Annotated in this window: 26 protein-coding genes; 18 read left to right on the forward strand and 8 right to left on the reverse strand. The window is 64.7% G+C overall.

Annotated features, from left to right (window positions below; genetic code table 11):
• Positions 1 to 25 precede the first annotated feature (25 nt).
• The 14 genes from ACVWWJ_RS00370 to rbsB all read left to right on the forward strand — a co-directional run bounded on the left by ACVWWJ_RS00370 (position 26) and on the right by rbsB (position 11,098).
• Positions 26 to 496 carry a GNAT family N-acetyltransferase gene (locus ACVWWJ_RS00370; protein ID WP_159890173.1) on the forward strand — a complete coding sequence of 157 codons (471 nt, stop codon included), beginning with the start codon at positions 26 to 28 and terminating at the stop codon, positions 494 to 496.
• A 43-nt stretch (positions 497 to 539) separates the two neighbouring features.
• Positions 540 to 746, forward strand: a complete 207-nt coding sequence (lptM, locus tag ACVWWJ_RS00375) for an LPS translocon maturation chaperone LptM (protein ID WP_456966353.1) — start codon at positions 540 to 542, stop codon at positions 744 to 746.
• A 5-nt stretch (positions 747 to 751) separates the two neighbouring features.
• On the forward strand, positions 752 to 1,582 hold the full coding sequence (gene dapF, locus ACVWWJ_RS00380; protein ID WP_456966354.1) for a diaminopimelate epimerase: 831 nt from the start codon (positions 752 to 754) through the stop codon (positions 1,580 to 1,582).
• Between the two features lie 49 nt (positions 1,583 to 1,631).
• Positions 1,632 to 2,318: a DUF484 family protein gene (locus ACVWWJ_RS00385; protein WP_159890167.1), complete on the forward strand. Its 687-nt coding sequence runs from the start codon at positions 1,632 to 1,634 to the stop codon at positions 2,316 to 2,318.
• Positions 2,315 to 3,193 carry a tyrosine recombinase XerC gene (locus tag ACVWWJ_RS00390; protein ID WP_456966355.1) on the forward strand — a complete coding sequence of 293 codons (879 nt, stop codon included), beginning with the start codon at positions 2,315 to 2,317 and terminating at the stop codon, positions 3,191 to 3,193. Before ACVWWJ_RS00385 ends, ACVWWJ_RS00390 begins: the two co-directional genes overlap by 4 nt.
• 108 nt (positions 3,194 to 3,301) lie before the next feature.
• Positions 3,302 to 3,835, forward strand: coding sequence for an ATP-dependent protease subunit HslV (gene hslV / locus ACVWWJ_RS00395; RefSeq protein WP_456966356.1), 534 nt, complete (start codon positions 3,302 to 3,304; stop codon positions 3,833 to 3,835).
• A gap of 4 nt (positions 3,836 to 3,839) precedes the next feature.
• The gene (gene hslU / locus ACVWWJ_RS00400) at positions 3,840 to 5,180 is read left to right on the forward strand and encodes an ATP-dependent protease ATPase subunit HslU (RefSeq protein ID WP_456966357.1); all 1,341 of its coding nucleotides are present in this window, start codon (positions 3,840 to 3,842) and stop codon (positions 5,178 to 5,180) included.
• Positions 5,181 to 5,219: 39 nt separating this feature from the next.
• A complete protein-coding gene (locus tag ACVWWJ_RS00405) occupies positions 5,220 to 5,840 on the forward strand; it encodes a hypothetical protein (protein WP_159890159.1) in 621 nt (206 codons plus the stop codon).
• Between the two features lie 109 nt (positions 5,841 to 5,949).
• Positions 5,950 to 6,303 (forward strand): gamma-butyrobetaine hydroxylase-like domain-containing protein, encoded by a 354-nt coding sequence (locus ACVWWJ_RS00410; protein WP_159896373.1) that lies wholly within the window; start codon positions 5,950 to 5,952, stop codon positions 6,301 to 6,303.
• 115 nt (positions 6,304 to 6,418) lie between these two features.
• Positions 6,419 to 7,315, forward strand: a complete 897-nt coding sequence (gene rbsK, locus ACVWWJ_RS00415) for a ribokinase (RefSeq protein ID WP_456966358.1) — start codon at positions 6,419 to 6,421, stop codon at positions 7,313 to 7,315.
• A complete protein-coding gene (gene rbsD, locus ACVWWJ_RS00420) occupies positions 7,312 to 7,710 on the forward strand; it encodes a D-ribose pyranase (protein WP_159896369.1) in 399 nt (132 codons plus the stop codon). Before rbsK ends, rbsD begins: the two co-directional genes overlap by 4 nt.
• Positions 7,710 to 9,191: a sugar ABC transporter ATP-binding protein gene (locus ACVWWJ_RS00425; RefSeq protein ID WP_159896367.1), complete on the forward strand. Its 1,482-nt coding sequence runs from the start codon at positions 7,710 to 7,712 to the stop codon at positions 9,189 to 9,191. Before rbsD ends, ACVWWJ_RS00425 begins: the two co-directional genes overlap by 1 nt.
• Position 9,192: 1 nt before the next feature.
• A complete protein-coding gene (locus tag ACVWWJ_RS00430) occupies positions 9,193 to 10,137 on the forward strand; it encodes an ABC transporter permease subunit (protein ID WP_159896365.1) in 945 nt (314 codons plus the stop codon).
• Between the two features lie 25 nt (positions 10,138 to 10,162).
• Entirely contained in the window at positions 10,163 to 11,098 is a 936-nt protein-coding gene (gene rbsB / locus ACVWWJ_RS00435; RefSeq protein WP_456966359.1) for a ribose ABC transporter substrate-binding protein RbsB, read from the forward strand.
• Between the two features lie 98 nt (positions 11,099 to 11,196).
• Here the strand turns inward: rbsB and ACVWWJ_RS00440 are convergent, their stop codons facing one another.
• Together ACVWWJ_RS00440 and ACVWWJ_RS00445 are read right to left on the reverse strand one after the other, a co-directional pair.
• Entirely contained in the window at positions 11,197 to 13,797 is a 2,601-nt protein-coding gene (locus ACVWWJ_RS00440) for a DNA translocase FtsK 4TM domain-containing protein (RefSeq protein WP_456966360.1), read from the reverse strand.
• A 149-nt stretch (positions 13,798 to 13,946) separates the two neighbouring features.
• The gene (locus tag ACVWWJ_RS00445; RefSeq protein WP_159896359.1) at positions 13,947 to 14,741 is read right to left on the reverse strand and encodes an SDR family NAD(P)-dependent oxidoreductase; all 795 of its coding nucleotides are present in this window, start codon (positions 14,739 to 14,741) and stop codon (positions 13,947 to 13,949) included.
• Positions 14,742 to 14,820: 79 nt separating this feature from the next.
• Between ACVWWJ_RS00445 and ACVWWJ_RS00450 the strand changes: the two genes are divergently transcribed.
• On the forward strand, positions 14,821 to 15,261 hold the full coding sequence (locus tag ACVWWJ_RS00450) for a winged helix-turn-helix transcriptional regulator (RefSeq protein WP_159896357.1): 441 nt from the start codon (positions 14,821 to 14,823) through the stop codon (positions 15,259 to 15,261).
• A gap of 13 nt (positions 15,262 to 15,274) precedes the next feature.
• Here the strand turns inward: ACVWWJ_RS00450 and rtcA are convergent, their stop codons facing one another.
• The 3 genes from rtcA to ACVWWJ_RS00465 form a co-directional block, all read right to left on the reverse strand.
• The gene (gene rtcA / locus ACVWWJ_RS00455; RefSeq protein ID WP_456966361.1) at positions 15,275 to 16,288 is read right to left on the reverse strand and encodes an RNA 3'-terminal phosphate cyclase; all 1,014 of its coding nucleotides are present in this window, start codon (positions 16,286 to 16,288) and stop codon (positions 15,275 to 15,277) included.
• A gap of 46 nt (positions 16,289 to 16,334) precedes the next feature.
• On the reverse strand, positions 16,335 to 17,555 hold the full coding sequence (locus tag ACVWWJ_RS00460; protein WP_456966362.1) for an RtcB family protein: 1,221 nt from the start codon (positions 17,553 to 17,555) through the stop codon (positions 16,335 to 16,337).
• A gap of 285 nt (positions 17,556 to 17,840) precedes the next feature.
• Positions 17,841 to 19,397 (reverse strand): RNA-binding protein, encoded by a 1,557-nt coding sequence (locus tag ACVWWJ_RS00465; RefSeq protein ID WP_456966363.1) that lies wholly within the window; start codon positions 19,395 to 19,397, stop codon positions 17,841 to 17,843.
• Positions 19,398 to 19,570: 173 nt separating this feature from the next.
• On the opposite strand from ACVWWJ_RS00465, the gene rtcR reads away from it, so the two are divergent.
• Positions 19,571 to 21,160, forward strand: a complete 1,590-nt coding sequence (gene rtcR / locus ACVWWJ_RS00470) for an RNA repair transcriptional activator RtcR (RefSeq protein WP_456966364.1) — start codon at positions 19,571 to 19,573, stop codon at positions 21,158 to 21,160.
• Positions 21,161 to 21,169: 9 nt separating this feature from the next.
• Here the strand turns inward: rtcR and ACVWWJ_RS00475 are convergent, their stop codons facing one another.
• The 3 genes from ACVWWJ_RS00475 to ACVWWJ_RS00485 all read right to left on the reverse strand — a co-directional run bounded on the left by ACVWWJ_RS00475 (position 21,170) and on the right by ACVWWJ_RS00485 (position 24,288).
• Entirely contained in the window at positions 21,170 to 21,889 is a 720-nt protein-coding gene (locus ACVWWJ_RS00475; RefSeq protein ID WP_456966365.1) for a DUF6624 domain-containing protein, read from the reverse strand.
• Between the two features lie 22 nt (positions 21,890 to 21,911).
• A complete protein-coding gene (locus ACVWWJ_RS00480) occupies positions 21,912 to 23,093 on the reverse strand; it encodes an MBL fold metallo-hydrolase (RefSeq protein WP_456966366.1) in 1,182 nt (393 codons plus the stop codon).
• A 145-nt stretch (positions 23,094 to 23,238) separates the two neighbouring features.
• Positions 23,239 to 24,288: an NAD(P)-dependent alcohol dehydrogenase gene (locus ACVWWJ_RS00485; protein WP_456966367.1), complete on the reverse strand. Its 1,050-nt coding sequence runs from the start codon at positions 24,286 to 24,288 to the stop codon at positions 23,239 to 23,241.
• A gap of 113 nt (positions 24,289 to 24,401) precedes the next feature.
• On the opposite strand from ACVWWJ_RS00485, the gene ACVWWJ_RS00490 reads away from it, so the two are divergent.
• The gene (locus ACVWWJ_RS00490; protein ID WP_456966368.1) at positions 24,402 to 25,298 is read left to right on the forward strand and encodes a LysR substrate-binding domain-containing protein; all 897 of its coding nucleotides are present in this window, start codon (positions 24,402 to 24,404) and stop codon (positions 25,296 to 25,298) included.
• Between the two features lie 98 nt (positions 25,299 to 25,396).
• Positions 25,397 to 26,623: an MFS transporter gene (locus ACVWWJ_RS00495; RefSeq protein ID WP_456966370.1), complete on the forward strand. Its 1,227-nt coding sequence runs from the start codon at positions 25,397 to 25,399 to the stop codon at positions 26,621 to 26,623.
• The last annotated feature ends 11 nt before the right edge of the window (positions 26,624 to 26,634 follow it).

Consider the following 26,634-nt stretch of genomic DNA (forward strand, 5'->3'; position numbering starts at 1 on the left):
CCTCGCGCCGGAGTTCCCAAAGCGCATGCGTCCACCCCCGGTTACCGCTGCCGTTCGCGTTCGTCGCGCCGAAGTCAGCGATCTCGACGATCTGGTCGCCCTCGAGGAATCGAGCTTCGCGCAGGACCGCCTGAGCCGTGCCCAGTACCGCAAACATCTCGATAGCGAAAGCGCCCTGGTGCTCGTCGCCAGCGCGAACCATCGCCGCTTCCTCGGCACCGCCGTGGTCTTCTTCCGCAAGGGGAGCACGGTAGCCCGCCTGTATTCCATCGCCACCACGCCGCAAGCCCAGGGCAAGGGCGTGGGCTCCGCGCTGGTCGAGGCCTCCGAAGACACGGCACGCTCGCGCGGTTGCCGGGCACTCCGACTCGAAGTCCGCAAGGACAACGCCGTGGCCATCCGGCTGTACGAGCGCCTCGGTTACCACCGCATCGGTGAGTACACCCGGTACTACGCCGACGGCGCCGACGCCCTGCGCTTCGAGAAGCCGCTCTGAGCGTCGCGGGGCTATACTGGCCGCCGTTTACGGGGAATCGCCCATGCGCCGACTGATCCTGCCGTTCGCCATCGCTGTTACCGCGCTTTCCGGCTGCGGGCAAAAGGGTGACCTGTTCATGCCGCCCCCGCCGGGCGCCGGTACGACAGCTACCCCGCATGGCGCGCATCCGGCCAGCGCCTCGACGGTTGAGGGTCCTGCGAGGGCCAGCACCACCATCACCCCGTTCAACTCCGTCATTCACCAGTAACGACGATGCCGAACCGCTTCACCAAGATGCATGGGATCGGCAACGACTTCGTCATCGTGGACTGGCGCGAGGACGCGGGGCGGATACCGAACGCCGCCAGGATCGCCTCGCTCGCCGACCGTCACACCGGTGTCGGCTTCGACCAGCTGATCAGCATCGAGCCGGCGCGCGATCCCACCTGCGAGTTCTACTACGGCATCTGGAATGCGGACGGCTCGCCGTCGGGGCAGTGCGGTAATGGCGTTCGTTGCGTCGCCGCCTGGCTCTACCGCGACGGCGTGATCGAGCGCGACACCGACGTCCGACTGGAAAGCCCCTCGGGGCCGGTCACCGTGCGCGTGTTGGACGAGCATCGCGTCGTCGTCGACATGGGCGAGCCGGACTTCGCACCGGCCTCCCTTCCTTTCGATGCGACCTCGCCGGCCGCCACCTATACGCTGGAAGTCGCCGGCGAGCGGATCACGTTCGGCGCGGTGTCGATGGGCAACCCGCACGCCGTTATTTTCGACGACGACCTCGCGGATCCGCGCATCGACCTGCTCGGCCCGGCGCTCACGGCGCATCCGGCCTTCCCGCAGGGCGTCAATGTCGGTTTTGCGCAGCGTCTGGGCCCCGATCGCATCCGCCTGCGCGTGCACGAACGTGGCAGCGGCTGGACCCGCGCCTGCGGTACCGGTGCCTGCGCGGCGGCCGCGGTAGCCCAGTCCCTGGGCATGGCCGCGCCCATAGTGAACATCGAACTGCCCGGTGGCACGCTGACCATCGAATGGCACGGCCCTGGCCACACGCTATGGATGACCGGCCCGGCCGCCTTTGTTTTCGAAGGCGAAGTGTGACGTTCACGCACGAACGGGGCACACTGGCCATCAATGAGGAATACACCCGATGACTGACACCGCGATCGACGGCGACATCAAGCCAGCCACCGTGGCGTCCTACCTGCGGCGACACCCTGATTTCCTCGCCGACTACCCCGAAATCGCCAACGCGCTCACGCTGCCCAGCAGCAACGGTCCGGCCGCCTCGCTTGCCGTGCATCAGCTTCGCGCCCTGCGTGACAAGAATGCCGAGCTTGAAACGCGCCTGAAGGACCTGTCGTCGATCGCTGGCGACAATGAGAAGCTGATGCGCCGCGTGCATGGCCTGATGCTGGCCCTGCTCAGCGCCAAGGACATCGAGGAAACGGTACGCAGCGTGGTCCGCCGCCTGACCGAAGACTTCCAGTCCGAGCGGATCCGCCTGGTCTTCTTTGGCGACCTGGCTGGTCTTCCCGACGAGCCCTGGCTGCTGCGCGAGCCCCGCGGAACGTCCGGCCTGCCGGAGTTCGCCTCGTTCCTGGAGCACGCGGACCCCGTCGCCGGCCGCCTCGCGCCGGACAAGCTGCACCGCCTGTTCGGCGACGAAGCTCCGGATGTCCGGTCGGCCGCGCTTATGCGCGTGGGGCCGGATGCCCTGCTGGCCATTGGCAGCGCCGATGCGGATCGCTTCCACCCCGGCATGGGCACGCTGTTCCTGGACATGATTTCAACCACCGTCGGCTCGGCGATCGAACGGGCGCGGAAGGCCGCGTGAGCCCGCGCGAGGCCGTCGAGGCCTTCCTGCGGCACTTCGCGGCCGAGCGTGCGCCATCCGTCCACACCCTTTCGGCCTACCGGCGTGATCTGGAGAAACTGCTCGGCTTCATGGAAGCCGAGGGGATGGCGAGCTTCGACGTGCTCAGCCCCGATCGCCTGCGCGGCATGATTGCCCGCGAACACCGCGGTGGCCTCCAGCCCAACAGCATCCAACGCCTCCTTTCCGCCTGTCGCACGTTGTTTCGCTACCTCACGCGCGAGGGGCAGCTCGCCCACGACCCGGCGGCCGCTGTTCGCGGCCCCAAGGTGCGCCGCAAACTGCCCCAGGTTCTGGATGCCGACGAGGCCAAGGAGCTCGTCGAGACCAACCTTGGCGGCACGCTGGCACCGCGGGACTCGGCGATGATGGAGCTGTTCTACTCCAGCGGCCTGCGTCTTTCCGAGCTGACCCAACTGCGTTGGGGCGACCTCGACCTCGAAGACGGCCAGGTACGTGTGCTCGGCAAGGGCAGCAAGACGCGCATCCTTCCGGTCGGCCGCTTTGCCATCACGGCATTGAGAGGGCTGGCCACGCTGGGCGGAGCCGGCCCGGAACAGCCTGTCTTCAAGGGCCGTGGTGGGGCGCCGATCAGCGCCCGCGCCGTGCAGATGCGGCTGGCCAAGCTCTCCAGCGGGCAAACCAAGCGGGTTCATCCGCACATGCTCCGGCATACCTTCGCCAGCCACATGCTGGAATCCTCAGGCGACCTGCGTTCGGTGCAGGAGCTGCTCGGACACGCCGACATCGCCACGACGCAGATCTACACGCACCTCGACTTCCAGCACCTGGCCAAGGTCTACGACGCCGCGCATCCAAGAGCAAAGCGAAAATAGATAAATGTGGGAGCGGCGGACCCTGATAGGGGTCTCCGGCACAGCACCGAGCCTTGCTACCCCTGCCTTCGGCCCCCACGTCTAGCCGACTCCCCGAAGGAACCCGCTATGGAACCGATGCACGCTACGACCATCGTCTGCGTCCGCCGGGACGACAAGGTCGTCATCGGCAGCGACGGTCAGGTCACCCTTGGCAATACCGTCATGAAAGCCAACGCCCGCAAGGTGCGCCGCCTCGGCAAGAGCGATGTCCTGGCCGGGTTCGCTGGCGCCACCGCGGACGCTTTCACCCTGTTCGAGCTGTTCGAAGAGAAGCTGGTCAAGCACGGCGGCAACCTCACCCGCGCCGCTGTGGAAATGGCCAAGGAATGGCGGACCGACCGCCGCCTGGGTCGCCTCGAGGCCATGCTGGCCGTCGCCGACAAGGAGGCCTCGCTGCTCATTTCCGGTAATGGCGACGTCCTCGAACCCGAGCACGGCCTGATCGCGATCGGCTCCGGCGGTCCCTACGCCCAGTCCGCAGCTCTCGCGCTGATGGAGAATACCGAGCTCGATGCGCGCACGATCGTAGAGAAAGCGCTCAAGATCGCCGGTGATATCTGCATCTACACCAACCACAACGTCTCCATTGAGGAGCTCTGAGCCGATGTCCGAACTCACTCCCCGCGAGATCGTCAACGAACTCGACCGCTACATCATCGGCCAACAGGACGCCAAGCGCGCTGTGGCCATCGCGCTGCGTAACCGCTGGCGCCGCATGCAGCTGGAACCGGGCATGCGTGAGGAAGTCACCCCGAAGAACATCCTGATGATCGGCCCGACGGGCGTCGGCAAGACGGAAATCGCCCGTCGCCTGGCCACCCTGGCCAACGCGCCGTTCGTGAAGGTCGAAGCGACCAAGTTCACCGAAGTGGGCTACGTCGGCAAGGATGTGGAGTCGATCATCCGCGATCTCGCCGATGTGTCGTACAAGCTCGTGCGCGACCAGGCGAAGGGCCGCGTGCGCAGCCAGGCCGAAGATGCCGCCGAGGATCGCCTGCTGGACGCACTCCTTCCTCGGCGCCAGCAGGCGACCGGATGGGACGACACCGGCTCATCGGCGCCCGCGATCGACAGTGATACGCGGCAGAAGCTGCGCAAGCAGCTGCGCGAGGGCGCCCTGGACGATCGCGAGATCGAACTGGACTTCGCGACCAACGTCGGCGTCGAGATCATGACCCCGCCGGGTATGGAAGAGATGAGCCAGCAGCTGGGCAAGATGTTCCAGAACCTGGGTGGCTCGAAGTCGCAGAAGCGCAAGATGACGATCCGCCAAGCGCGCCCGCTGCTCATCGAAGAAGAAGCCGGCAAGTTGCTCAACGACGACGACCTGCGCAGCCGCGCCGTGGACATCGCCGAGCAGAACGGCATCGTCTTCATCGACGAGATCGACAAGGTGGCCCAGCGTTCCGAGTGGGGCGGGGCCGGCGTGAGCCGCGAAGGCGTGCAGCGCGATCTGCTGCCGCTGGTGGAAGGCTCCACGGTGTCGACCAAGTACGGCGCCATCAAGACCGACCACATCCTGTTCATTGCTTCAGGCGCGTTCTCGCTCGCCAAGCCGTCGGACCTGATTCCCGAACTGCAGGGTCGCCTTCCTATCCGCGTGGAGCTGAGCGCGCTTTCCGTCGACGACTTCAAGCGCATCCTGCGCGAGCCGCACAACGCGCTGACCAAGCAATATGTTGCACTGCTCAATACGGAGGGCGTGGAACTGGAGTTCACCGAGTCCGGGATCGACCGCCTGGCCGAGGTCGCGTTTCAGGTCAACGAGCGCACCGAGAACATCGGCGCGCGCCGCCTGCACACGGTGATGGAGCGCCTGCTGGAGCGCATTTCCTTCGAAGCAGCGGACAAGTCCGGCGAAAAGCATGCGATCGACGCCGAATATGTCGACAAAACCCTGTCTTCGCTCGTCAAGGACGAGGATCTGAGCCGTTACATCCTCTGAACAATGAGGGGTCCCCCCTCTGGTAAACTATTGACGTATATGGGCAAGGTTATTCAACTCAAAACCAACGGCCAGCGTGCGAGCCTGCGTGAAGCGCAGGATAGCCAGCAGCTGGTACGTCTGTGGCGCGACGAACTCGAACACGGCAGCTTCTGCGGCTACGTGGGCGGAGTTGGCCGTGAATTTTTCCTGCTGTGGGTCATCGGCGACGGCGTCAGCTATGACGGCATGTACATCATGCGGCATCGCGACATCTCCGAATTCGAAGCACCCGACAAACACAGCACCTTCCTCGAGAAGGCACTCGCGCTGAAGGGCATCCGCCCGACGCCGCCGGCCGACTTCCCGCTGGACGATATCCAGCAGGTGGTGAAAGCAGCCGCCGCGCATGCGCCGGTCATCGGTGTGCATGTGGACAGCGAAGACGAAGCCGAGGTCTGCTACATCGGCCGACTCGTCAGCGTGGAAGAAGAAGGCTTCAACATGCAGGAAATCACCCCCGACGCGGAATGGCTGAGCGAGCCGTCGTTCTTCTCGTGGGACGAGATCTCCACCATCAGCATGGAAGATGCCTACGCCACGTCGCTGCTAGCCGTGGCCGGCGTACCGCCGCCGCTCGAGAAGGGCGACACCGGCGGCGGCTTCGGCAGCGCGCACTAAGCAAGAGCGCTAGCCGTTTCGTGTGGGAGCCGCTTCAGCGGCTCCCACAGAGAGCGATAGCCCGCAGTGTCCGCTTTCATTTGTTCTGAACCACCAAGGCCACCGGCCCATGTCCCGCCCGCGCCCCCTCGATATCGTCCTGCATTCGGCCTCGCGCATCCTCGAGGTCAGTTTCGACAACGACGAACGCTTCCGACTTCCCTGTGAATACCTCCGGGTGAACTCACCCAGCGCCGAAGTGCAGGGCCATGGCCCCGGGCAGAAAGTGCTCGTTGCCGGCAAGCGCAACGTGGGCATCACCGCACTTGAACCCACCGGCCATTACGGCGTGCTGATCCGCTTCGACGACGGCCACGCGAGCGGCATCTTCGGTTGGGACACGCTGTACGACCTTGGCCGCGCCTACGACTCGGCATGGCCTGCTTACCTCGCGGAACTCGAGGCCAAGGGACTCTCCCGGTAATGGAAAGCACGCGCAGCAAAGCATCCTGCGCGTGCAAGGCGTATATTTGCGCGCCATCCCCATCACACCGGCGAACAACGGACGTTCCGAAGTCTTTACCGCGGAGCTACATGGCATGACGCGAATCGTCGTTGTCGGCAGCATCAATATGGATCTGGTCACGCTCGCGCCGCGCTTTGCCGGCCCCGGCGAAACGTTGACCGGTGATCGTTTCCTCACCATTCCCGGCGGCAAGGGCGCGAACCAGGCAGTCGCTGCCGCGCGGCTCGGCGCCTCCGTGTCCATGGTCGGCTGCGTCGGCGACGATGCCTTCGGCAAGCAGCTCTACGACGGCCTCGTGGCCGAAGGTGTCGACGTGACCCACGTGACACGGGTTGACGGCATCGGCAGCGGCACGGCCTCGATCACGGTCGCCGGTGGTGAAAACAGCATCGTCGTAGTGCCCGCCGCCAACGGCCGCGTGACGCCCGCCCAGGTCGAAGCCGCCCGCGAACTCATTCGCGGCGCCGACGTCGTGCTGGTCCAGCTGGAGATTCCCCTCGACGCCGTCGACGCCACGTTGCGCATCGCGCAGGAGGAAGGCGCTCCGGTGATTCTCAATCCCGCCCCTGCACAGTTGCTGCCGGTCGAGTGGCTGTCTCGCGTGCGCTTCCTCACGCCGAACCAGCACGAACTCGCCACGGTCCTGGGTGCGGATGGCGAAACCGATTTCCGCGAGCTCATGCGTCGCGCTCCCTGCCCGGTCGTACTGACCCGTGGCGAGGACGGTGCCTGGTTCCGCGACAAGGACGACGAGCCGCGGCACCAGAGCGGCTTCAAGGTCGACGCGGTGGACAGCACCGGCGCCGGTGACACTTTCAATGCCGCGCTCGCGGTGTTCCTCGCCGAAGGCCTCGACGTGGCGGTGCGCAAAGCGTGCGCGACCGCGGCGATCGCCGTCTCGCGCCTGGGCGCCCAGGGCGGCATGCCGCGTGCCGATGAGGTCACGGCGTTCCTGGAGACACATCGATGAAACGTAGCGGGCTGCTCCATGCGGAACTCAACCGCGTGATCGCCGCCATGGGCCATACCGACACGCTGGTCATCGGCGATGTCGGTCTGCCGGTGCCACCCGGCGTTCCCTGTATCGACCTGGCGGTACTGCCCGGCACGCCGGATTTCGCGACGGTGTTCGAAGCCGTGTACGCGGAACTCGCCGTTGAAAGCGTGACGGTTGCCAGCGAAATCCACGCACGCAATCCCGCTCTGGTATCACTCGCCGCGCGGTTGGGCAAGGACGGCCTGGCCGTTACCGAGGTTTCGCATGAAGACCTGAAGCGGCTCAGCGCGCGTGCCGTCGCCGTAGTGCGTACCGGCGAGACCTCGCCTTACGCGAACGTGATCCTGCACGCGGGCGTGACCTTCTGATGGCCACGACCCTCGTCACCATGAAGGACATTCACAAAGCCTTCGGCCCGGTAAAGGTGCTCGAAGGTGTGGACTTCGAACTGGTCGCCGGCGAAGTGCACGCGCTGATGGGTGAGAACGGCGCTGGCAAGTCCACCCTCATGAAGATCCTCACGGGGATCTACGCGCCGGATTCGGGCACGATCGAAGTCGATGGCAAGGCCGTTTCGATCACCACGCCGGCCGATGCCGAGAAATACGGCATCGCGATCATCCATCAGGAACTGAACCTGATCCCGGCGCTCAGCATCGCGGACAACCTGTTCCTTGGCCGCGAGATCCAGCGCTTCGGCCTGCTCGATCGCAAGGCGATGACGAAGAAGGCGATGGAGTGGCTCGCCCAGGTCGGCATGGAGCGGCTCGATCCGGATACGCGCGTCGAGCGCCTTTCCGTCGGCACGCAGCAGATGGTCGAGATCGCCCGTGCGCTCGGCCAGAACGCGCGCGTGCTGATCATGGACGAGCCCACCGCGGCGTTGACCGAACACGAGACAACGACGCTGTTCAAGCTGATCCGCGCGCTTCGCGAGAAGGGCACCGGCATCGTGTACGTGTCGCATCGCATGGAAGAGATCTTCGCGATCTGCGACCGCATCTCGATCCTGCGCGACGGCAAGTTCGTCGGCACGCGTCCCGTCCCGGGGCTGGCCTTCGACGAAGTGGTCAAGATGATGGTCGGCCGCACGCTGGAAGCACGCTTCCCGGTGCGCACCTCCACGCCGGGCAAGGTACGCCTGCAGGTGGAACATATCTCCGGCGGCATGGTGAAAGACGTGAGCTTCGACCTGCGTTCGGGTGAAGTGCTTGGCGTCGCCGGCCTGCTGGGCGCGGGTCGCACCGAACTGGCACGCCTGCTCTTTGGCCTCGATAAGCCTTCGGAAGGCCGCGTGCTGCTGGATGGCGAAGTGGTCACCGCGACCAATCCCAACCAGGCGATCAACGCCGGTTTCGGTTTCCTTACCGAAGACCGCAAGGCGCAGGGCCTCGTACTCGACCTGAGCCTGCGCGAGAACATCAGCCTGCCACGCGTTCCCGCGCACATCGGCCTGGTCGATCGCGGCGGCGAGAAAACCCAGACACGCGGGCTGATCGAAGCGCTGAAGATCCGCACGCGCGACATGGAGCTCAGCGTGAGCGCGTTGTCGGGCGGCAACCAACAGAAAGTCGTGCTGGCCAAATGGCTGGCACTGAAACCGCGCGTCCTCATCCTCGACGAACCCACGCGCGGCGTCGACGTCGGCGGCAAGGCCGAGATCTATCACATCATCAATCAACTCGCGGAGCAGGGCGTGGCCATTCTCATGATTTCCTCGGAACTGCCGGAGGTGCTCGCCATGAGCGATCGCATCCTGGTGATGCACGAGGGGCATGCAACGGCCCTGCTCGAAGCCCACGGTGCCACCCAGGAAACCGTGATGACTGCCGCGACCGGAGGCCACTGACATGACGCTTCAACTCAACTGGAGCCAGGCCAAGACGCTGTTCCAGCGCCTCGGCTCGGTGATCGGACTCCTGCTTCTCTTCATCGTCCTGTCGGTGCTGAGCCCGGACTTCCTGACCACGGGCAACCTGCTCACGGTGCTGCGCCAGGTGTCGATCAATGCCTTGATCGCCTTCGGCATGACCTTCGTGATCCTGTCCGGCGGCATCGACCTTTCCGTCGGCGCGATCCTCGCCTTCACCGGTGCGATCACCGCGGGCCTCATGGCCGCGGGCCATGGCATGGTGCTCTCGGTCGGTGCGGGCCTCGCGCTGGGTCTCGTGCTCGGCATGATCAACGGCGTACTGGTCTCGTGGGGCAAGGTGGCACCGTTCATTGCCACGCTGGGCACGGTCACGCTGCTGCGCGGCCTCACGCTGTCGTATACGCAAGGCAGCCCGATTCCCGTGACGAACCCCGGCTTCGCCATGCTTGGCGGCGGCTATATCGCCAACCTGATCCCGCTGCCGGTGATCTGGATGGCGGTGGCCTTCATCCTCTGCGGCTTCCTTCTGCGCGGTACGGTTTTCGGCCGTCACGTGGTGGCGATCGGCGGCAACGAAGAAGCGGCCCGCCTTTCCGGTGTGCGCGTCTCGCCGATGAAGCTGGGTATCTACGGTCTTTCCGGCCTTCTCTCCGCATTCGCGGGTGTCGTGCTTACCTCACGCCTGTATTCCGCGCAGGCCACCGCCGGTGCAGGCTACGAGCTGGACGCGATCGCCGCGGTCGTGCTCGGCGGCACCAGCCTGGCCGGCGGCCGCGGCTGGCTCTTCGGCACGCTGATCGGCGCGTTGCTGATCGGCTTCCTGAATAATGGTCTCAATCTGCTCGGCGTAAGCTCTTTCTACCAGCAGGTGGTGAAGGGCATCGTCATCCTGATCGCCGTCCTGCTCGACAGGCGGCAGTAAAAAAACAAAACGAGGGAAATACACCATGCGTAAAGTCACATTCCTCGCCGCTGCGGCGGCAACGCTGCTCGCGGCCTGCTCGCAGCAGGGCCCGGGCGAATCCACGCCGGCCGCCGCTTCCACCGCTGGCGGCGCGGCCGCTTCCGGCACGCCGGTGATCGGCCTCGCCCTGTCGACGCAGAACAACCCGTTCTTCGTCGAGCTCAAGGACGGTGCCCAGAAGGCCGCCAAGGACGCCGGCTTGCAGCTGGTCGTCGTCGATGCGCAGGACGATCCGGCTCGCCAGATCTCCAGCGTCGAAGACCTGATCCAGAAGCGCGTCTCGGTCATCCTGCTCAACCCGACCGACTCCTCGGCCCTGGCCGGCGCCGTGCAGTCCGCGCAGCGCGCGAACATCCCGGTGATCACGCTCGATCGCGGCGTCGACGGTGCCGAAGTCGCTTCGCACATCGCCTCCGACAACATCGCCGGCGGCAAGATGGCGGCGGACTTCCTTGCCAAGCAGCTCAACGGCAAGGGCAACATCATCGAACTGCAGGGCGTCGCCGGTACCTCGGCGGCACGTGAGCGCGGCAAGGGCTTCGACGATCAGATCGCCACGACCGGCATGAAGGTCGTCGCGCAGCAGCCGGCGAACTTCGATCGTGCACAGGGCCTCTCGGTAAGCGAGAACCTGCTTCAGGGCAATAACGACGTGCAGGCCATCTTCGCCCAGAACGACGAAATGGCACTCGGCGCGGTGCAGGCCCTGGCCGGTAAGAACAAGAAGATCCTGGTCGTCGGCTTCGACGGCACGCCCGACGGCAAGACGGCCGTGCAGAGCGGCGCCATGGCCGCCACGGTCGCCCAGCAGCCGGAAGAAATTGGCAAGCTCGGCGTCGAGACCGCGAAGAAGCTGATCGACAAGCAGCCGGTGGACAAGTCCATCGCCGTGCCGCTGAAGCTCCTGACCAAGGAATAAGCGTCGCTCGATGCGTCTGTTGTGAAAAGCCGGGCCGTCTCACGACGGCCCGGCTTTTTTGTACCTGCTTCCTGTGGGAGCCGTTCTCACCAAAGGGCTTAGTCCGACGGCCCCGGCGCGATCACTTCGCGTTGCCCGTTGATGCCCATCGACGACACCAGCCCCGCCGCTTCCATCGCTTCGACCAGGCGCGCCGCGCGGTTGTAGCCAATCCGGAACTGCCTCTGCACGAATGAGATCGACGCGCGACGCGAACGCAGCACGAACGCAGCTGCTTCGTCGTACAGCGGATCGAGTTCGGCATCGATACCGTCTTCGCCCGGCTCGCCGTCGACAGTGTCACTCGGCGGTCCGGCAAGAATCTCGTCCTTGTAATCGGGCTCGCCGAACTGCTTCAGCCACGCAACGATGCGATGCACTTCCTCGTCGGCAACGAACGCACCGTGGATGCGCTGCGGATAACCCGTACCCGGCGGAAGAAACAGCATGTCGCCCTGACCGAGCAGGCTCTCCGCACCCATCTGATCGAGGATGGTCCGTGAGTCGATCTTCGACGACACCTGGAAGGCGACGCGCGTCGGGATGTTCGCCTTGATCAGGCCGGTGATGACGTCGACCGAAGGACGCTGCGTCGCAAGAATCAGATGGATACCCGCGGCACGCGCCTTCTGCGCGAGCCGCGCGATCAGCTCCTCGATCTTCTTCCCGGCGACCATCATCAGGTCGGCCAGCTCGTCGATGATGACGACGATCATCGGCAAGGTGTCGAGATGTTCGGGCACTTCGGGATGCGCCGGGAACGGATTGAACAGCGGCTTGCCCGCCGCACGCGCCTCGCGCACCTTCTGGTTGAAACCAGCAAGATTGCGCACGCGCAGATCGGACATCACGCGGTAGCGGTTTTCCATCTCCGCAACACACCAGTTCAAGGCGTTGGCGGCCAGCTTCATGTCGGTGACTACCGGCGCCAGCAGGTGCGGAATGCCCTCGTAGACGGAGAGCTCCAGCATCTTCGGGTCGATCATGATCATGCGGACGTCTTCAGGCGTCGCCTTGTAGAGCATCGACAGGATCATCGCGTTCACCGCCACCGACTTGCCCGAGCCGGTCGTGCCAGCGACGAGCATGTGCGGCGCCTTGGCGAGGTCGGCAACCACCGGCTCGCCGGTGATGCCTTTCCCCATCGCGAGAGTTAGCAGTGAATCGGACTCGCGGTACTCGGCGGAGTCGAGGATCTCGGACAGCGCGATCATCTGACGTTGTTCGTTCGGCAGCTCGAGACCCATGCAGGTCTTTCCCGGAATGGTCTCGACTACGCGGATGGTGGTGCGCCCGAGTCCGCGCGCCAGGTCTTTCATAAGCGCGACGATCTGGTTGCCACGCACGCCCACGGCGGGCTCGACTTCGTATCGCGTAATTACCGGGCCCGCCGACGCACCGACAACCTGCACCGGCACCTTGAACTCGCGCAGGCGTTGCTCGATCAGTTCGCCGGTGTCGCGAAGATCCTGTTCGGAGATGGCGAGTGCGGCGTTCGAGCTCGGCGATGCAGGAGCGAGCAAGGTCAAAGGCGGGAGGCCGATGGCGCTGACGCCACCACCATTGCGAAGCGGCCGCACAGGCGTAAGTGTCATCGTGCGAATCGGTTCAACAGGCACTTCATCGTTAGCGGCAACCGCGAAACGGGAGACCGGCGCGATGGGTGGCGAGACGACGACGGGAAGCGGTGCGGGTTCTTCAGGGATTGCTGTCGTCGGCAGTTCGATGGGTACTCGCTCTTCTTCGGCACGACGCAGGGCACTGTAAGAATGTTCCTCGGCGCGGGCGGGGCCGGAGGTCACGGCCGCAGGACGGTCGTACGTTCGGTAAGAGGTGGTGACCGACGATGTCTCGCTGATGTGTTCGACCTCGGGCCGCTCGGCTTCGACTTCCCGCGATGACGATGACGATGACGATGGCCATGGCGACGGCGACGGCGACGGCGACGGCGGCGACGCGAGCCCACGCGGCGCCAACCAGGGTTCGCGGATCACGGTATCGGGCTTCGCACGGTGGCGCGGTGGCACGGGCGTCGAAACCGACGGCCGTACGGCATCGGCAAGCGCTGCGTCGTTGCGCAGGGCGTCGCGTCGGGCGGTTGCGCTGGAAACGGGCTGAGCGGTCAGCGAGGGCTTGGAGGAAACCGCCGGCGAGGCCTTCGCGCGACGGCGCGCGGCAGGCGCACGGTCGGCGCGGCGCACGGCGGAAGCAGGGCGACGGCCCGTCGCGCGGGACGAGGTACGCGTCACGAGGCGGCGCGTGCCTTCGATGGCCAGGGCACCCATCGGTTCGAGAATGCGGTTCAGGCCAACGATGGCCGACGACCACGAAACGCCGAGATACCAGGGAAGAGCGACCAGGATGATCCCGACGGCGACCAGCGACGTGATGGCGGCACCGGGAAAGTCGCCGAATGCCGAGCCGAGCCAGCGACAAACCACACCGCCTACCGCAGGGTCATCCGTGTAGTGCGAAATAACGATGCCCTCGAGCGTTGTGCTCGCGAGCACGACCAGGGCAAACCCTGACCAGAATCGGATCGCGCCCGGGCCGACCGTGGGCGGAGAACGCCGACGGACCAGCGCGGCGCCGATGCGCCAGAGGAGGGGAAGTAGCCAGAGCGTGGACAGCCCGAAGGCGCCGAAAACGAATGAGGGCATGCCGAACCGCAAGAGAATCGAGCGAGCCCCGTAGTTTAGCGCGCATTCGTGCGGGTCGATGTGTAAAGGTGGGATAAGCCGCTGTTCACACACGGAAGCATTGCCAACCGCGCCGCAAGGGCGACGCGGTTGACGGGGAATGCCAGCGGTTACGCGCGGTAGCGCGGAGCCACTTCCTTGCGCGACAGGTTGGGGGCCATCGCCAGGCGGGCAGCGTCATAGGCCAGGTACTGACCTTCGTCTGCGAGCGGCGGGATGGTGACCACTTCGCCACGGTCGAAGCCGAGCAGGCCGGCGTCAACGAGGTCGGCGGTTTCCATGACCATGCCCGGCAGCAGGACGTCGACGTCCTTGCCCGACTTCTCCCAGATCTCGGAGCGGGTGGCGCCCGGCAGCACGGCCTGCGCACGCACGTTCGTGCCCTTCAGCTGGGATGCAAGGCCGAGGGTGATGTTGACGACGTGGGCCTTGGAGCCGCTGTAGATGCCATCGAACATGTCCGGGGCAAAGGCCAGCACGGAAGCGATATTGATGATGCCGCCCTTGTCGCGCGCCTTGAACACCTTGGCCGCGGCAGCCGAGAGGACGGTCGGCGCGGTGATGTTGATCGCGATCAGCTGCTCGATGGCGGCCGTGTCGTTCTCGAGGATGCTGCCCTCGAGCGAGATGCCGGCGTTATTGACCAGCAGGGTGATCGAGGCGTCTTCCTTCAGGCGCTTCTCGACCAGGGCGACGTCCGCCTTCTGGGTCAGGTCGGCCTTGAGGGCTTCGACCTTGCGGCCGGTCTTTTCACCGATCTTCTTGACCAGGGCTTCCAGGCGATCGAGACGACGGGCGACCAGGATCAAATCGTAGCCGCGGGCGGCCAGGCGCTCCGCGTAGACCTCGCCGATGCCCGAGGAAGCGCCTGTAACGATGGCCGTACCTTTGTTTTCGGTGCTCATGGTGTCTCTCCGCATAGGTTAGTTGCAAAAGGATAGTAACTAGGTTGCCATACGATAGTGACATCGCTATCATAATGCAATGGACATCGACAAACTTTCTTCGGGTACCTGCGCGATCTCCCGTGGCCTCGCCCTCGTGGGCGACACCTGGAGCGTGCTTATCCTTCGGGATGCCAGCCGGGGCATGTCCCAGTTCGACCAGTTCAGGACCAGCCTCGGTATTGCGCCGAACATCCTGTCCCGTCGATTGAAGACGCTGACTGAGGCCGGCGTCCTGGAAAAGCGTCGCTACAGCGAACGGCCGCCGCGCGACGAATACGTCCTCACCCAGGCGGGGCGGGATTTCATTCCGATCATGGCGGCGATGGGCGAATGGGGCCGCACCTATAACGGTGGCGGCCCGCCCACCAGCCATCTGGCCAGCAACGAGACGGGGCAGCCCATCAAGGCGGTCGTGATCGACCAGTGCACCGGCAAGCCGTTGAGCGAGACGCCGATGCATCTGGTCATGCCTGGTTGAATCAAGCGGGACGCTAGCGCGACACCTCGACGAGCCAGCGGCCACCGCCTTCGTCGTGGAACGCGAATTCGACCGGCAGGAATTTCTCGATCAAAGCCGCGTTGCTGCGCGTGTGATCTGAAGGCAGCGTCGTACTGAAACTTCCCTCTCCCGCGAGTGCCATCGGCAAAAGCAGTTGATCCGCGAGATGCTCGTCGACTGCGACGCCGGTGGCCAGCCATGCCAGCGCCGCCTTGCTGGCACCTTCGGCCACGTGTTCCGCCGTCACGCGCTTGATGCCGAAACCGGTGAACACGGCCGTGCTGTGTTCCGCGCGCAGACGGATGCTCAGCGCGTTACCAGGACCCGTCGACGGTTTGACCTGGCGCACGGAGACTTCGTCGTCGCGCAGTCTAAGACGACGGCGGGTGACGTCGAGCTCACGCTGGCCTATGCCATGCGGTATAGCGGAAAGAATCGCGCGCGCGTGGCGCTCGACAATGTCGCCGCGGTGAGGCAGGTGCAGGGCCGACGGTTTCGCACTGGCGCGCAGGTCGAAGGCAATGCTGCCGCCACCGGCCGGATAGAAGCCATGCCCACCCATGCTGAAGTCACCGTCGAGACCCATCCGTGCCATCAGCGGCAGGAAGGCTTCGTCGATGAAATCGGCAGTCGGCGCCTGCGGGTTGTGTGTACCGCCTTCGATCGTCAGCCTGGCCGCCACGCCGTGCATCCACAAGGCGGGCAACACGGTCTGAAGCACCAGTGTGGTCGATCCCGCGGTTCCGATCGTCCAGCGGTGATCGCCGGCACGGATGCCGACGGGACTGAAGCGCAATTCAGTGGAGCCGGTCGTGGCGCCTTCGACCGCGGCGTCGCCCACGGAACGTGCGGCCTCGACCGCCGTCAGATGCTGACGCAGCAGGCCCGGGCGCTCACGTTGCGCACGAATGCCCGTCATGGCGAACGCCTCGCCGGTGCATAAGCTGAGTGCCAGCGCCGTGCGGAGCAATTGTCCGCCGCCGGCCTGACCGTCTAGTTCGATCATGTCCTTTTCCTGTCCGTTGCCCCGCCCTAAGGCGGGGCTTACTCCTTCAACCCTTCACGCAGACGACCTGGCGCAAGGTATGGACAATCTCGACGAGGTCCTCCTGCGCCGCCATCACCGCCTCGATGGACTTGTATGCCGCCGGGGACTCATCGATGACATCCGCATCCTTGCGGCACTCTACGTGCGCCGTTGCCTTGCGGTGCTCCTCGAGCGTGATCTGCTTCTTCGCCTGTGTACGGCTCATGACACGACCTGCACCGTGACTGCAGCTGTGGAAGCTTTCGTCGTTGCCGAGGCCACGCACGATGAAGCTCTTCGCGCCCATGCTGCCTGGAATGATGCCCAGTTCACCCTTCTTCGCGCTCACCGCACCCTTGCGGGTAACGAGGACATCCTTGCCCAGGTGGCGCTCGCGGCTGACGTAGTTGTGATGACAGTTCACCGCCTCCGACCATGCGTCAAACGGCTTCGTGATGATCTTGCGCGCCGCCTCGATCACATGACGCATCATGATGGCGCGGTTGATCCTGGCGAAGCGCTGTGCCCAGTCGACTGCGAAGACGTAGTCGCCGAAGTGCTCGCTGCCTTCCGGAAGGTACGCGAGATCCTGGTCCGGCAGGTTGATCATCCAGCGACGCATGTCCTGCTTTGCCAGCTCGATGAAGTGATTGCCGATGGCATTGCCAACGCCACGAGATCCGGAGTGCAGCATGAACCACACGCGCTGCTCCTCATCCAGACAGATCTCGACGAAGTGGTTGCCCGTGCCGAGCGTACCGAGGTGATGCAGGTTGTTGGTACGCCCCAGCTTCGAATACTTCGCCGTTATCACCGCGAAGTCCTGCACGAGTTCGCTCCAGCCATCCTCGGTCGCCTTCGGCGGCGTGGCCCAGGCACCCTTGTCGCGCTTGCCGAGCGTACGGCCGTGCGGCACCGCTGCCTCGATCGCATGACGCAGGTCGCGCAGGTCGTCCGGAAGGTCGGACGCGGTCAGCGTCGTACGCGTGGCGATCATGCCGCAGCCGATGTCGACGCCGACGGCCGCGGGGACGATCGCACCGATCGTCGGCACGACGGAACCGACTGTTGCGCCCTTGCCCAGGTGAACGTCGGGCATGACGGCGAGCCATCCATGAATGAAGGGCAGCTTCGCGATGTTGATCAGCTGCTGGCGTGCCTCGGCTTCCAGCGGCACCCCGCGTGTCCACAGCTTGATCGGCGCGGCGCCAGGCTCGTTGATGACTTCGTAGGCGGTGGTACTCATGACTTGCTTCCTTGTGAATTCGTATCGTGCATCAAGCGGCAATAAAGATGAAACGGCTGCTCTACCACTGAGCTACGGCCGGGTGGCCGGCGGGAATCGAACCCGCGACATGTAGTTCCATATGCATCCGCTGGTTATGAAAAGGTGCGGCGACAAAGGTGGTGAAGCGCTTGAGGGACTCGAACCCTCTCGCCCGAAGGCTTTGTCAGTCAGTAGCTCCGCCGGCATTCGCCGCAGGTTGAAACCTGGCCCCGACGGGCCCATTCCCGCCGGGGATTACCTTGCTCAGAGCGGTGTGGTTTCGATCCGCTCGATCCATTGACCGGCTGTATCGCCGCGCGCCGCGCCGGCCAGCACCTCGAAGACCGCATCGCTGAAACCGCCGACGTGCGTGACACCTGCCTTGCCTTCGACGGTCTGGCTCGTGGCATACGGCTGCAGGTCGATGCAGACCAGGCGCGCGCCCGGGTTTGCGGCGCGTACGGCTTGCCACTGACGCATGGTTTCCGTGCCACCGCGTCCGGCGCGCATGTCGACCCAACTCTGGTTGTCCGAGACGATCACCACCAGATCGACCTTCGCTTTCTCCTTCACCAGCTTCGCGATCGGCGCACTGACCGCGGTGCCGCCACCGATCATGCCCGCCAGCGTTTTCGCCTGTGTCATGACACTGTCCCGCCGGTTGAGCTTCACCTCACGCACCTCGGTATCGAACGGCATCACACGGATCGCGGGGTTCGACCGACGCAGTGAGGCGACGATCAGTGCCGCGACATCAACGCACCGGACCACGGTGGTGGCGCCCTTCTGGTAACCCGTCACAGGCGATGCCATCGAACCGGACACGTCGACCGCCACGACCACGTTGCCTTGCAGCTTCGGTACCGAACGGGTCGCGATCTCCATCGCATCCTGCAAGGCATCCGCGATCCGCTCCGGCATGTCTGCCGAGGCGTTCATGTACGCGACCATCAGCTGGTAAGGCAGGACGCGTGCATTCGCGATCGCCTCCGGATCGCGCAAGCGCTTCGCCACTACGCCCACGACTTCCTTGTCGGAAAACAGTCCATGCCGCGCAAATGTGTTGAGGCTCATTCTTGTTGCCTGCCAGGAGCCGCGCAGGGCGATCGTCTTCCATTGCGGCTTCGTCAATGGCAACGACGTGAGGTACTGGAACGGTACGTCCGGCAGATCGCCCCGCGGATCGCTCTTGAACACTTCGTAGGCGCGCACGCTCTCCGGCAACGCTGCCGGCGCATACGGACGGCCTATGAGCCAGCCGTACAAAGCCTCCCGCGTCGCATCGCCGGGACGCGGGTGAACCATGCGCACGATGTCCGCGAGCGACGGGTTGCCACCGATTGCCGCACCGAGCACACGGTCGGTCGAGGCCGACGTAAGCCACTCACGGACCAGACGCTTCGGACGCGAGCCCAGTGACTTGCGGCCGGTGACGCCGCTGCGGACGATCTGCACGAAGTTGCGCAACATGCGGCCGTTGTCCACGACCCGACCGAACGCCTTTTCGAGCACATCGCCGTCGCGGTTGGCGAGGTGGGCGAGAAGAAGCGCCGGCATGTCCTTCATATGCGACTGCTGACGAGCGTAGATCGCCACCTGGGCGACGAACTCCGCCGTGACCGACTCGCACAAGGCGAGCGTCTGGGCAAGTTGCGTCGTCGCCTCGGCGTAGAACGTACCGTTGAGGCAACCCGTCACCGCATATAAGGCGAGCGCTGCGCGCGGGTCGCGGACGTAAGCGTTGCCGCCGGCCTCGTTCACCGTGTTTGCCGCCGGCGCTTGGGCGCCGCGGGAGCTCATGAAAAGTTGAAGGTTAGCCATCGTGGCGATCTCCTGGGAATGATCGAGGCAGAGCAGGAGACGTGCCAATGTGGCCTGTTTTCTTTTAAGTTCTTGATATAGCTTCGCTTAATTATTCATGGCCGTATCGCGGACACACTTCGTTTTGATCGATTACGATATAGATGTATCGTTTTTTATCATCAGGGATAGCCATGAAGACCAAGGTCGTGATCGGATTCGTCGGCACGCAGTTGGATGCCGGCGACGGCCCGGGCCGCTGGGAGCGCTGGCGTCCCACCGTCTCGCTGAGTCTGCACGAGGACTTCCTGATCGGACGGATGGAATTGCTTGTGGACGAGCGCCGCAACGCGAAGACCAGCCGCCTGCTCTGCGAAGACCTCGCCCAGGTGTCGCCGGAAACCGAGGTCCGTATCCACGACACCTACATTGCGAACCCCTGGGACTTCGAATCGGTCTACGAGACGCTATACGCGTTCGCGCGGCGCTACCCATTCGACCCGGACAACGAGGACTACTACGTCCACATCACCACCGGCACCCACGTAGCCCAGATCTGCCTGTTCCTTCTCACCGAGAGCCGGCACCTGCCGGGCCGGCTGCTTCAGGCTTCACCACCTCGGAAGCAGGGCGTGCCGGCCAGCGTAGGTGAGTTGAGCGTCATCGACCTGGACCTGTCACGTTACGACCGGCTGGCACAGCGCTTTGAGGGCGAACAGCAGGAAGACCGCAGCCACTTGAAGAGTGGTATCGCGACACGCAACGCCGCGTTCAATCGGATGATCGAGCAGATCGAGACGGTGGGTAGCCGCTCGGTCGCCCCGATCCTCCTGATGGGGCCAACCGGCGCGGGCAAGAGCCAGCTGGCCCGACGCCTGTTCGAACTGAAACAGGGACGCCGTGAGGTCACGGGCCGCTTCGTTGAAGTGAACTGCGCCACGTTGCGCGGCGATGGCGCGATGAGCGCCCTGTTCGGCCACGTCAAAGGCGCCTACACCGGCGCGGTCGGCGAGCGTGCCGGCCTGCTGCGTAGCGCTGACAAGGGACTACTGTTCCTCGACGAAATCGGCGAACTCGGTCCCGACGAGCAGGCAATGCTGTTGCGTGCGCTCGAGGACAAACGCTTCCTGCCCGTTGGCAGTGATCGCGAGGTGGCCAGCGACTTCCAGCTTATCGCCGGCACCAATCGGGATCTCGGCAAACGCGTGGCCGAAGGGCGATTCCGCGACGACCTCTATGCGCGACTCAATATCTGGTCGTTCCACCTGCCCGGCCTTGCGGAGCGCATGGAAGACATCGAGCCTAATCTCGACTACGAGTTGGAACGCTACGCGCGCGACGAGAATCGTCGCGTCACCTTCAACAAGGAGGCCCGCGAGGCGTACGTTGCCTTCGCGACCTCGACCGATGCGACATGGACCGGCAACTTCCGCGACCTGGGTGCCTCGGTCACGCGTATGGCCACGCTGGCGCCTGCGGGACGTATCAACCGCGAGTGCGTGGACGAAGAGATGGGCCGCCTTCGACGACTGTGGCGACAGGAAGGCGAGGGCGATGTGCTTCGCGAGCTTCTCGGCGAAGCCCTCGATGACCTGGATCTTTTTGATCGCCTTCAGCTTCGCGAGGTTATTGCCGTATGCCGTCGCTGCCGGAGCCTCTCGGATGCGGGTCGACAACTTTTCGCCGCGTCACGGAGTAAGCGGGCCAGCACTAACGACGCCGATCGCCTGCGCAAATATCTGGCTCGCTACGAACTCAGCTGGGACGTCATCGCGCGGCGATGAAAGGTGGCGTCAGGGCGTTGCCTTCGCTGGCGTGTAGACCACCTTCATGACGCATGTCCAGTCCTCGCTGGGCATCAGGTCCATCGAGGCGCGACGTTTGTCCAGGTTCGGCATGTCGTTCGTCGGCTCCAGGCGAAGGTCTGGGTTATCGATGGTGCTCAGGTACTGAGTGCCGTAAATCTGCGGCTTGCCTTCGTACCGGAGGATGCGGTCGGTCAGCATGGCGACATCGGCCTTCGGCACAAGATTCTGTTTAGCGAGGTCCGTCAGCGCGGGCAGCATCGCCTTCTGAAACGCGCTGTCCTCCGGGTTGTGCTGGACGAGATAGAAGGCCTCGTCCACGCCGCGCTCGCCGACCTCGGCGACGGTTGGAAACCCTTGCCTGGTGAAGATCGGCTTGAACCATGCCTGGTTATCCGTGTCCACTTTGCGCATGGGGGCCGACGCTTCCGGCGTCAGTCCCTTGGCCGTCCACGCATCGCGCGCCGCCTGATCGGCAAGGAAACGCCGATGCATTTCGTCGCGATATGCGGGGGCGGTGAAGGTTCGAACCTCATCGCGATGCTCGCGTGCCTCGGCAGTCCGATCGGGATGAGCCCTTTGCATACGAAGCTTCCATGCCGCTGCATTCGGGCATGTCGCGGCGATGGCGTCTTCCTGTGTGTCCGCCATCGTTGCGGTCGAAGCCAGCACAAGCACGACGGCGGCGAGTCCAGAAAATCGAAACATGCATTCTCCCCTGAGTCTTTAATTACGGGCAGGTTGGAATCTCAAACTTCTGCGCGGGATCGCCGTGCGTCGAGGCGACAATCGGCTTTTCCTGCGCCGTGGCCGTGCGTTGCTCCGGCCACCAGCGAGCGACCACCGGGTGGAGCGAAGGTTCCACCGCCTGCCCCGGCTCCGGCACGAGCACATCGGCGTGGCTGCATTTCGCCGCGGCCAGGATACGCTCCGGCGGTTCGGTCCACGCATGATGCGCAAGCTTGATCAGCCCCCAGTGCACCGGGATGAGCACCCTGCCGCGAACCTCCTCGTGCACCTTCATCGCCTGCTCGGGACCGAGATGCCAGTCGGGCCATTGCGCGTCGTACTGTCCCGACTCGATGAGGCTCACATCGAACGGGCCGTACTTCGTGCCGACATCAGCGAAGGTGTCGTTGAAACCGGTATCACCGGAATAGAACACGCGGTGTTGCTTGCCGATCAATGCATAGCCGGTCCAGAGCGTTACATCGCTGCGTGCGGAAAGACGGCCAGACGCGTGTCGTGAGGGTGTCGACACAATGGTCAGGTTGCCTACCTTCGCGTCCTGCCACCAGTCGAGTTCGGTAATGCGATCGGGCGGCACGCCCCAACCGCGAAGGTGGGAGCCCACGCCTAGCGGCACGATAAAGCGGACGCCGAGAGCATTGAATGCCTGGATGGAAGCGCGGTCGAGGTGATCGTAGTGGTCATGCGACACGATGACCGCATCCACATGTGGCAGGTGATCGATGGGCACCGGTGGTTCGTACCAGCGCTTCGGGCCCAGCCACGAGAACGGCGACGCGCGCTCGCTCCACAGCGGGTCGACGACGATGTTGGTGCCGTCGATTTCGAGAAGCATCGAAGAGTGGCCGAACCAGGTAACGCGCAGGCCGGAAGCCGGCGGCGTCTTGTACAACGCAGACGAGTCCATCGTCGGCACGGGCGCGTCGGGCTCTTCGCCTGGCGCCGACTTCAGCATCTGCAGTACGCCGCCTTTGACGTTGGTGTACATCGGCAGCGGGTTTTCGAATTTGCCGTCGCGCCATTCTGGCGACTTTGCGTCCTTCGCAGTTTGCGCGGCGTCGGGGAGCGTGCCGATGTTCGACCAGGCGCTGATGGCGACGAACACCAGGAAGGCGGCGAGGAGGGCGACGAGGATGAGGGTGTAGCGGAGGAAGCGCTTCAAGCCGTGTCCTTTTGAGAGCGTTGCCGATCAATCGGCGCGCACCGGGCAAGAGCATCGCCGGCATAGCCGGCTCCCACAGGGTTACGGCGACCTTGTGGGAGCCGGCTCTGTGTGGGAGCCGGCTATGCCGGCGATGGGTGTTACATCACGCCGGCATCGTCGCCATGTCGATCACGAAACGATAGCGCACGTCGTTCTTCGCAAGGCGCACATACGTCTCATTGATCGACGCCATGTCGACCACTTCGATATCCGACACGATGTTGTGCTCGGCGCAGAAGTCCATCATTTCCTGGGTCTCGGCCATGCCGCCGATAGCCGAGCCGGCGATCGTGCGACGCGGGAGCATCAGGCTGCCGCCGACCACACCGTCGAGCGGGGTGAGCGCGCCGACCAGCACCATGGTGCCGTCGAGCTTGAGCAGGTTGGTGTACGGGTTGATGTCGTGCGACACCGGCACCGTGTTGAGCAGGAAGTTGAAGCTGGCGGCGGCCGCCTTCATGGCTTCGGCATCGGTGGAGAGCAGCACGGCATCCGCACCGAGACGCTTGGCGTCTTCGCCCTTCGAGGCGGAGGTGGTGATCATGGTGACGTGGGCACCCATGGCCTTGGCGAACTTCACGCCCATGTGGCCAAGACCGCCGAGACCGATCACGCCGACCTTCTGGCCCTTGCCGACTTTCCAGTGGCGCAGCGGCGAGTAGGTGGTGATGCCGGCGCACAGCAGCGGAGCGGTGGCCTTGAGGTCGAGCTTCTCGGAGATCTTCACCACGAAGCGCTCGGCGGCGACGATCTCGGTGGAGTAGCCGCCCTGGGTCGGCGTGGTCTTGTCCTGCTCGGTGCCGTTATAGGTGAAGCTGGTGTGGGTCAGGCAGTACTGCTCGAGATCCTGCTTGCAGGATTCGCAGGTACGGCAGGAGTCGACCATGCAGCCCACGCCGGCAAAATCGCCGACCTTGAACTTCTTCACGGCCGAACCGACGGCAACGACGCGACCGACGATCTCGTGGCCCGGCACCATCGGAAAGGTGGAGTTACCCCAGTCGCCCTTGGCCTGGTGCAGGTCGGAATGGCAGACGCCGCTGTAAAGGATCTCGATACGGACGTCGTGCTCGCCCGGCTCGCGCCGCTGGAACTTGAACGGGGCGAGCGGCGTGGTGGCGCTGGTGGCGGCAAATCCGCGGACATCGATCATGGGAGTCGTCCTTATCGTTGTGGGTTTAATCTGTAGTCCACAACAATACGAGCCCGTGAATGGCGCCGCCAGCGGGGATTCCGGGATGAACCGTTGAGGTATCCTGCACAATCATGCGTCCCGACAACCTTTCCCATCTCGCCGCCTTCGCCTCCGTGGCGCGCCATGCCAGCTTCCGCAAAGCGGGAGCGGAGCTGACGTTGTCGACCTCGGCCGTCAGCTACGCCATTCGTGGCCTCGAAGAGCGCCTCGGCGTGATGCTCTTTCACCGGACCACGCGGAGCGTGTCGTTGACCGAAGCGGGCCAGCGATTGCTCGAGAGGCTGGAACCCGCCCTGCGCGATGTCGGCGACGCGCTGGAGGAGATGAATGACTTCCGCGCCGCGCCCTCGGGCACGCTGAGGATCAACATGCCCAGGATCACCGCCCAGCTGATCCTGCCGCCGCTGCTGCCCCGTTTCCTGGCCGCCTACCCGGATGTGCGCTTCGAGGCCGTGGATAACGACGGCCTGATCGATATCGTGGCGTCGGGCTTCGACGCGGGAATCCGCTTCCTCGAGCAGGTGCCCGAGGACATGATCGCCGTGCCGATCGGCGGTCCCCACCGGAGTGTCTGCGTCGCGACCCCCGGCTATCTCGCCGCGCACGGGATGCCGCTTCATCCCAACGACCTGCTGCGCCACGAGTGCATTCGCTTCCGGTTTCCCAGCGGGCGTATCTATAAGTGGGAGTTCGAGCAGAACGGCCGCAAGCTGGATGTGGATGTTCCCGGCCGGCTGACCTTCGCCGACTTCCGGCTTTCGCTGGACCTGGCGCTGACGGGCGTGGGCCTGACCTTCGTGCTCGAAGAGCAGGTTACCGACATGATCGCGGAGGGCAGGTTGGTGCGTGTCCTGGAGGACTGGTGCCCGTCGTATCCCGGCTTCATGCTTTATTACCCGCGACAGCGTCGGGTGACCTCGGCGTTGCGGGCCTTTATCGACCTCATCCGGGATGACGGCACCACCTGAAACACCTGGGGCGCGCTTGGTGCAAGCGCATGCAGGGCGTATCCTAGACGCATGCTGCGTCGCACCACGCGCTGTGGCCCCACCTCCCCGAGTCCCCCATGTCCGCTTCCGCACCCGCTCTCGATCCGGGTAACCCGCCCGTCCGCGCGCCGCACGTCGGCCTGGTGATCCTCGCGCTCGCCGTCGGCGGCTTCGCCATCGGTACAACCGAATTCGCCTCGATGAGCATGCTGCCCCTGTTCGCGCAGGGCCTGGGCATCGACGCACCGACCGCGGGCCATACGATCAGCGCCTATGCGCTGGGCGTGGTCGTCGGCGCGCCGGTAATGACGGTACTTGGCGCGCGCGTGCCGCGCCGCCGGCTGCTGCTCATCCTCATGGCCATGTTCACGGTGTTCAACGGCCTGACCGGTCTGTCGCCGAACTATCACTGGATGCTGGTATTCCGCTTCCTCGCCGGGCTGCCCCATGGCGCGTACTTCGGCGTCGCGGCACTGGTCGCCTCTTCGCTGGTACCGGCGAACCGCCGCACGCGCGCTGTGGGACAGATGTTCCTCGGCCTCACCGTGGCGACAATCGTCGGCGTACCACTGGCAAGCTGGCTGGGCCAGGCCGTGGGCTGGCGTTGGGCGTTCGCCCTGGTCGCCGTGCTCGGCATGCTTACGATCACGGCCGTCGCCATCTTCGCGCCGGACACGCCGGCCGATGCCAAGGCCAGCCCGTTGCGCGAGCTCAGCGCGCTGAAGCGGTCGCAGGTCTGGTACACCCTGGCCATCGGCGCGATCGGTTTCGGTGGCATGTTCGCTGTTTACACCTACCTTGCGGACATCCTTATAAGCGTCACGAAGATGCCGCTCTCGTCCGTGCCCTGGGTAATGGGCGTGTTCGGCGTCGGCATGACGATCGGCAACATGGTGGTGCCGGTGTTCGCCGATCGCGCGCTGATGCGTACCGCCGGCGTACTGCTGGTGTGGAGCATGGTGATCCTGGCGATCTTCCCGTTCACCGCCGGCAACATCTGGCTGCTGAGCCTGGATGTGTTCTGCATCGGTATCGGCGGTGCGCTGGGCACCGTATTGCAGACGCGACTCATGGATGTCGCGGGCGATGCGCAGGGCCTTGCGGCATCGCTGAATCATTCGGCATTCAATACCGCGAACGCACTCGGTCCCTTCCTGGGCGGACTGGCTATCGCCGGCGGTTACGGCTGGACCTCGCCCGGTTGGGTCGGCAGCCTGCTGGCCGTCGCCGGCCTCGGCATCTGGGCGGCCTCGGTTGCCGCGGAAAAGCGGACTCTGTCTGGTGCCGCGGCGGAAGCCTGCTGACTGACCTGGCG

This window comes from Luteibacter sp. HA06 (genome assembly GCF_054061215.1).

Bases quoted from the DNA above. Each gene is read 5' to 3' on its own strand.
- ACVWWJ_RS00465 (WP_456966363.1), bottom strand. From the start codon at position 19,397: ATGGCTAACCTTCAACTTTTCATGAGCTCCCGCGGCGCCCAAGCGCCG.
- hslV (WP_456966356.1), top strand. From the start codon at position 3,302: ATGGAACCGATGCACGCTACGACCATCGTCTGCGTCCGCCGGGACGAC.
- ACVWWJ_RS00370 (WP_159890173.1), top strand. From the start codon at position 26: ATGCGTCCACCCCCGGTTACCGCTGCCGTTCGCGTTCGTCGCGCCGAA.
- ACVWWJ_RS00425 (WP_159896367.1), top strand. From the start codon at position 7,710: ATGGCCACGACCCTCGTCACCATGAAGGACATTCACAAAGCCTTCGGC.
- rtcA (WP_456966361.1), bottom strand. From the start codon at position 16,288: ATGATCGAACTAGACGGTCAGGCCGGCGGCGGACAATTGCTCCGCACG.
- ACVWWJ_RS00490 (WP_456966368.1), top strand. From the start codon at position 24,402: ATGCGTCCCGACAACCTTTCCCATCTCGCCGCCTTCGCCTCCGTGGCG.
- lptM (WP_456966353.1), top strand. From the start codon at position 540: ATGCGCCGACTGATCCTGCCGTTCGCCATCGCTGTTACCGCGCTTTCC.
- ACVWWJ_RS00450 (WP_159896357.1), top strand. From the start codon at position 14,821: ATGGACATCGACAAACTTTCTTCGGGTACCTGCGCGATCTCCCGTGGC.
- rbsD (WP_159896369.1), top strand. From the start codon at position 7,312: ATGAAACGTAGCGGGCTGCTCCATGCGGAACTCAACCGCGTGATCGCC.
- ACVWWJ_RS00430 (WP_159896365.1), top strand. From the start codon at position 9,193: ATGACGCTTCAACTCAACTGGAGCCAGGCCAAGACGCTGTTCCAGCGC.
- ACVWWJ_RS00460 (WP_456966362.1), bottom strand. From the start codon at position 17,555: ATGAGTACCACCGCCTACGAAGTCATCAACGAGCCTGGCGCCGCGCCG.
- hslU (WP_456966357.1), top strand. From the start codon at position 3,840: ATGTCCGAACTCACTCCCCGCGAGATCGTCAACGAACTCGACCGCTAC.
- ACVWWJ_RS00495 (WP_456966370.1), top strand. From the start codon at position 25,397: ATGTCCGCTTCCGCACCCGCTCTCGATCCGGGTAACCCGCCCGTCCGC.
- ACVWWJ_RS00385 (WP_159890167.1), top strand. From the start codon at position 1,632: ATGACTGACACCGCGATCGACGGCGACATCAAGCCAGCCACCGTGGCG.
- rtcR (WP_456966364.1), top strand. From the start codon at position 19,571: ATGAAGACCAAGGTCGTGATCGGATTCGTCGGCACGCAGTTGGATGCC.
- ACVWWJ_RS00440 (WP_456966360.1), bottom strand. From the start codon at position 13,797: ATGCCCTCATTCGTTTTCGGCGCCTTCGGGCTGTCCACGCTCTGGCTA.
- ACVWWJ_RS00445 (WP_159896359.1), bottom strand. From the start codon at position 14,741: ATGAGCACCGAAAACAAAGGTACGGCCATCGTTACAGGCGCTTCCTCG.
- ACVWWJ_RS00410 (WP_159896373.1), top strand. From the start codon at position 5,950: ATGTCCCGCCCGCGCCCCCTCGATATCGTCCTGCATTCGGCCTCGCGC.
- rbsB (WP_456966359.1), top strand. From the start codon at position 10,163: ATGCGTAAAGTCACATTCCTCGCCGCTGCGGCGGCAACGCTGCTCGCG.
- rbsK (WP_456966358.1), top strand. From the start codon at position 6,419: ATGACGCGAATCGTCGTTGTCGGCAGCATCAATATGGATCTGGTCACG.
- ACVWWJ_RS00475 (WP_456966365.1), bottom strand. From the start codon at position 21,889: ATGTTTCGATTTTCTGGACTCGCCGCCGTCGTGCTTGTGCTGGCTTCG.
- ACVWWJ_RS00405 (WP_159890159.1), top strand. From the start codon at position 5,220: ATGGGCAAGGTTATTCAACTCAAAACCAACGGCCAGCGTGCGAGCCTG.
- ACVWWJ_RS00485 (WP_456966367.1), bottom strand. From the start codon at position 24,288: ATGATCGATGTCCGCGGATTTGCCGCCACCAGCGCCACCACGCCGCTC.
- dapF (WP_456966354.1), top strand. From the start codon at position 752: ATGCCGAACCGCTTCACCAAGATGCATGGGATCGGCAACGACTTCGTC.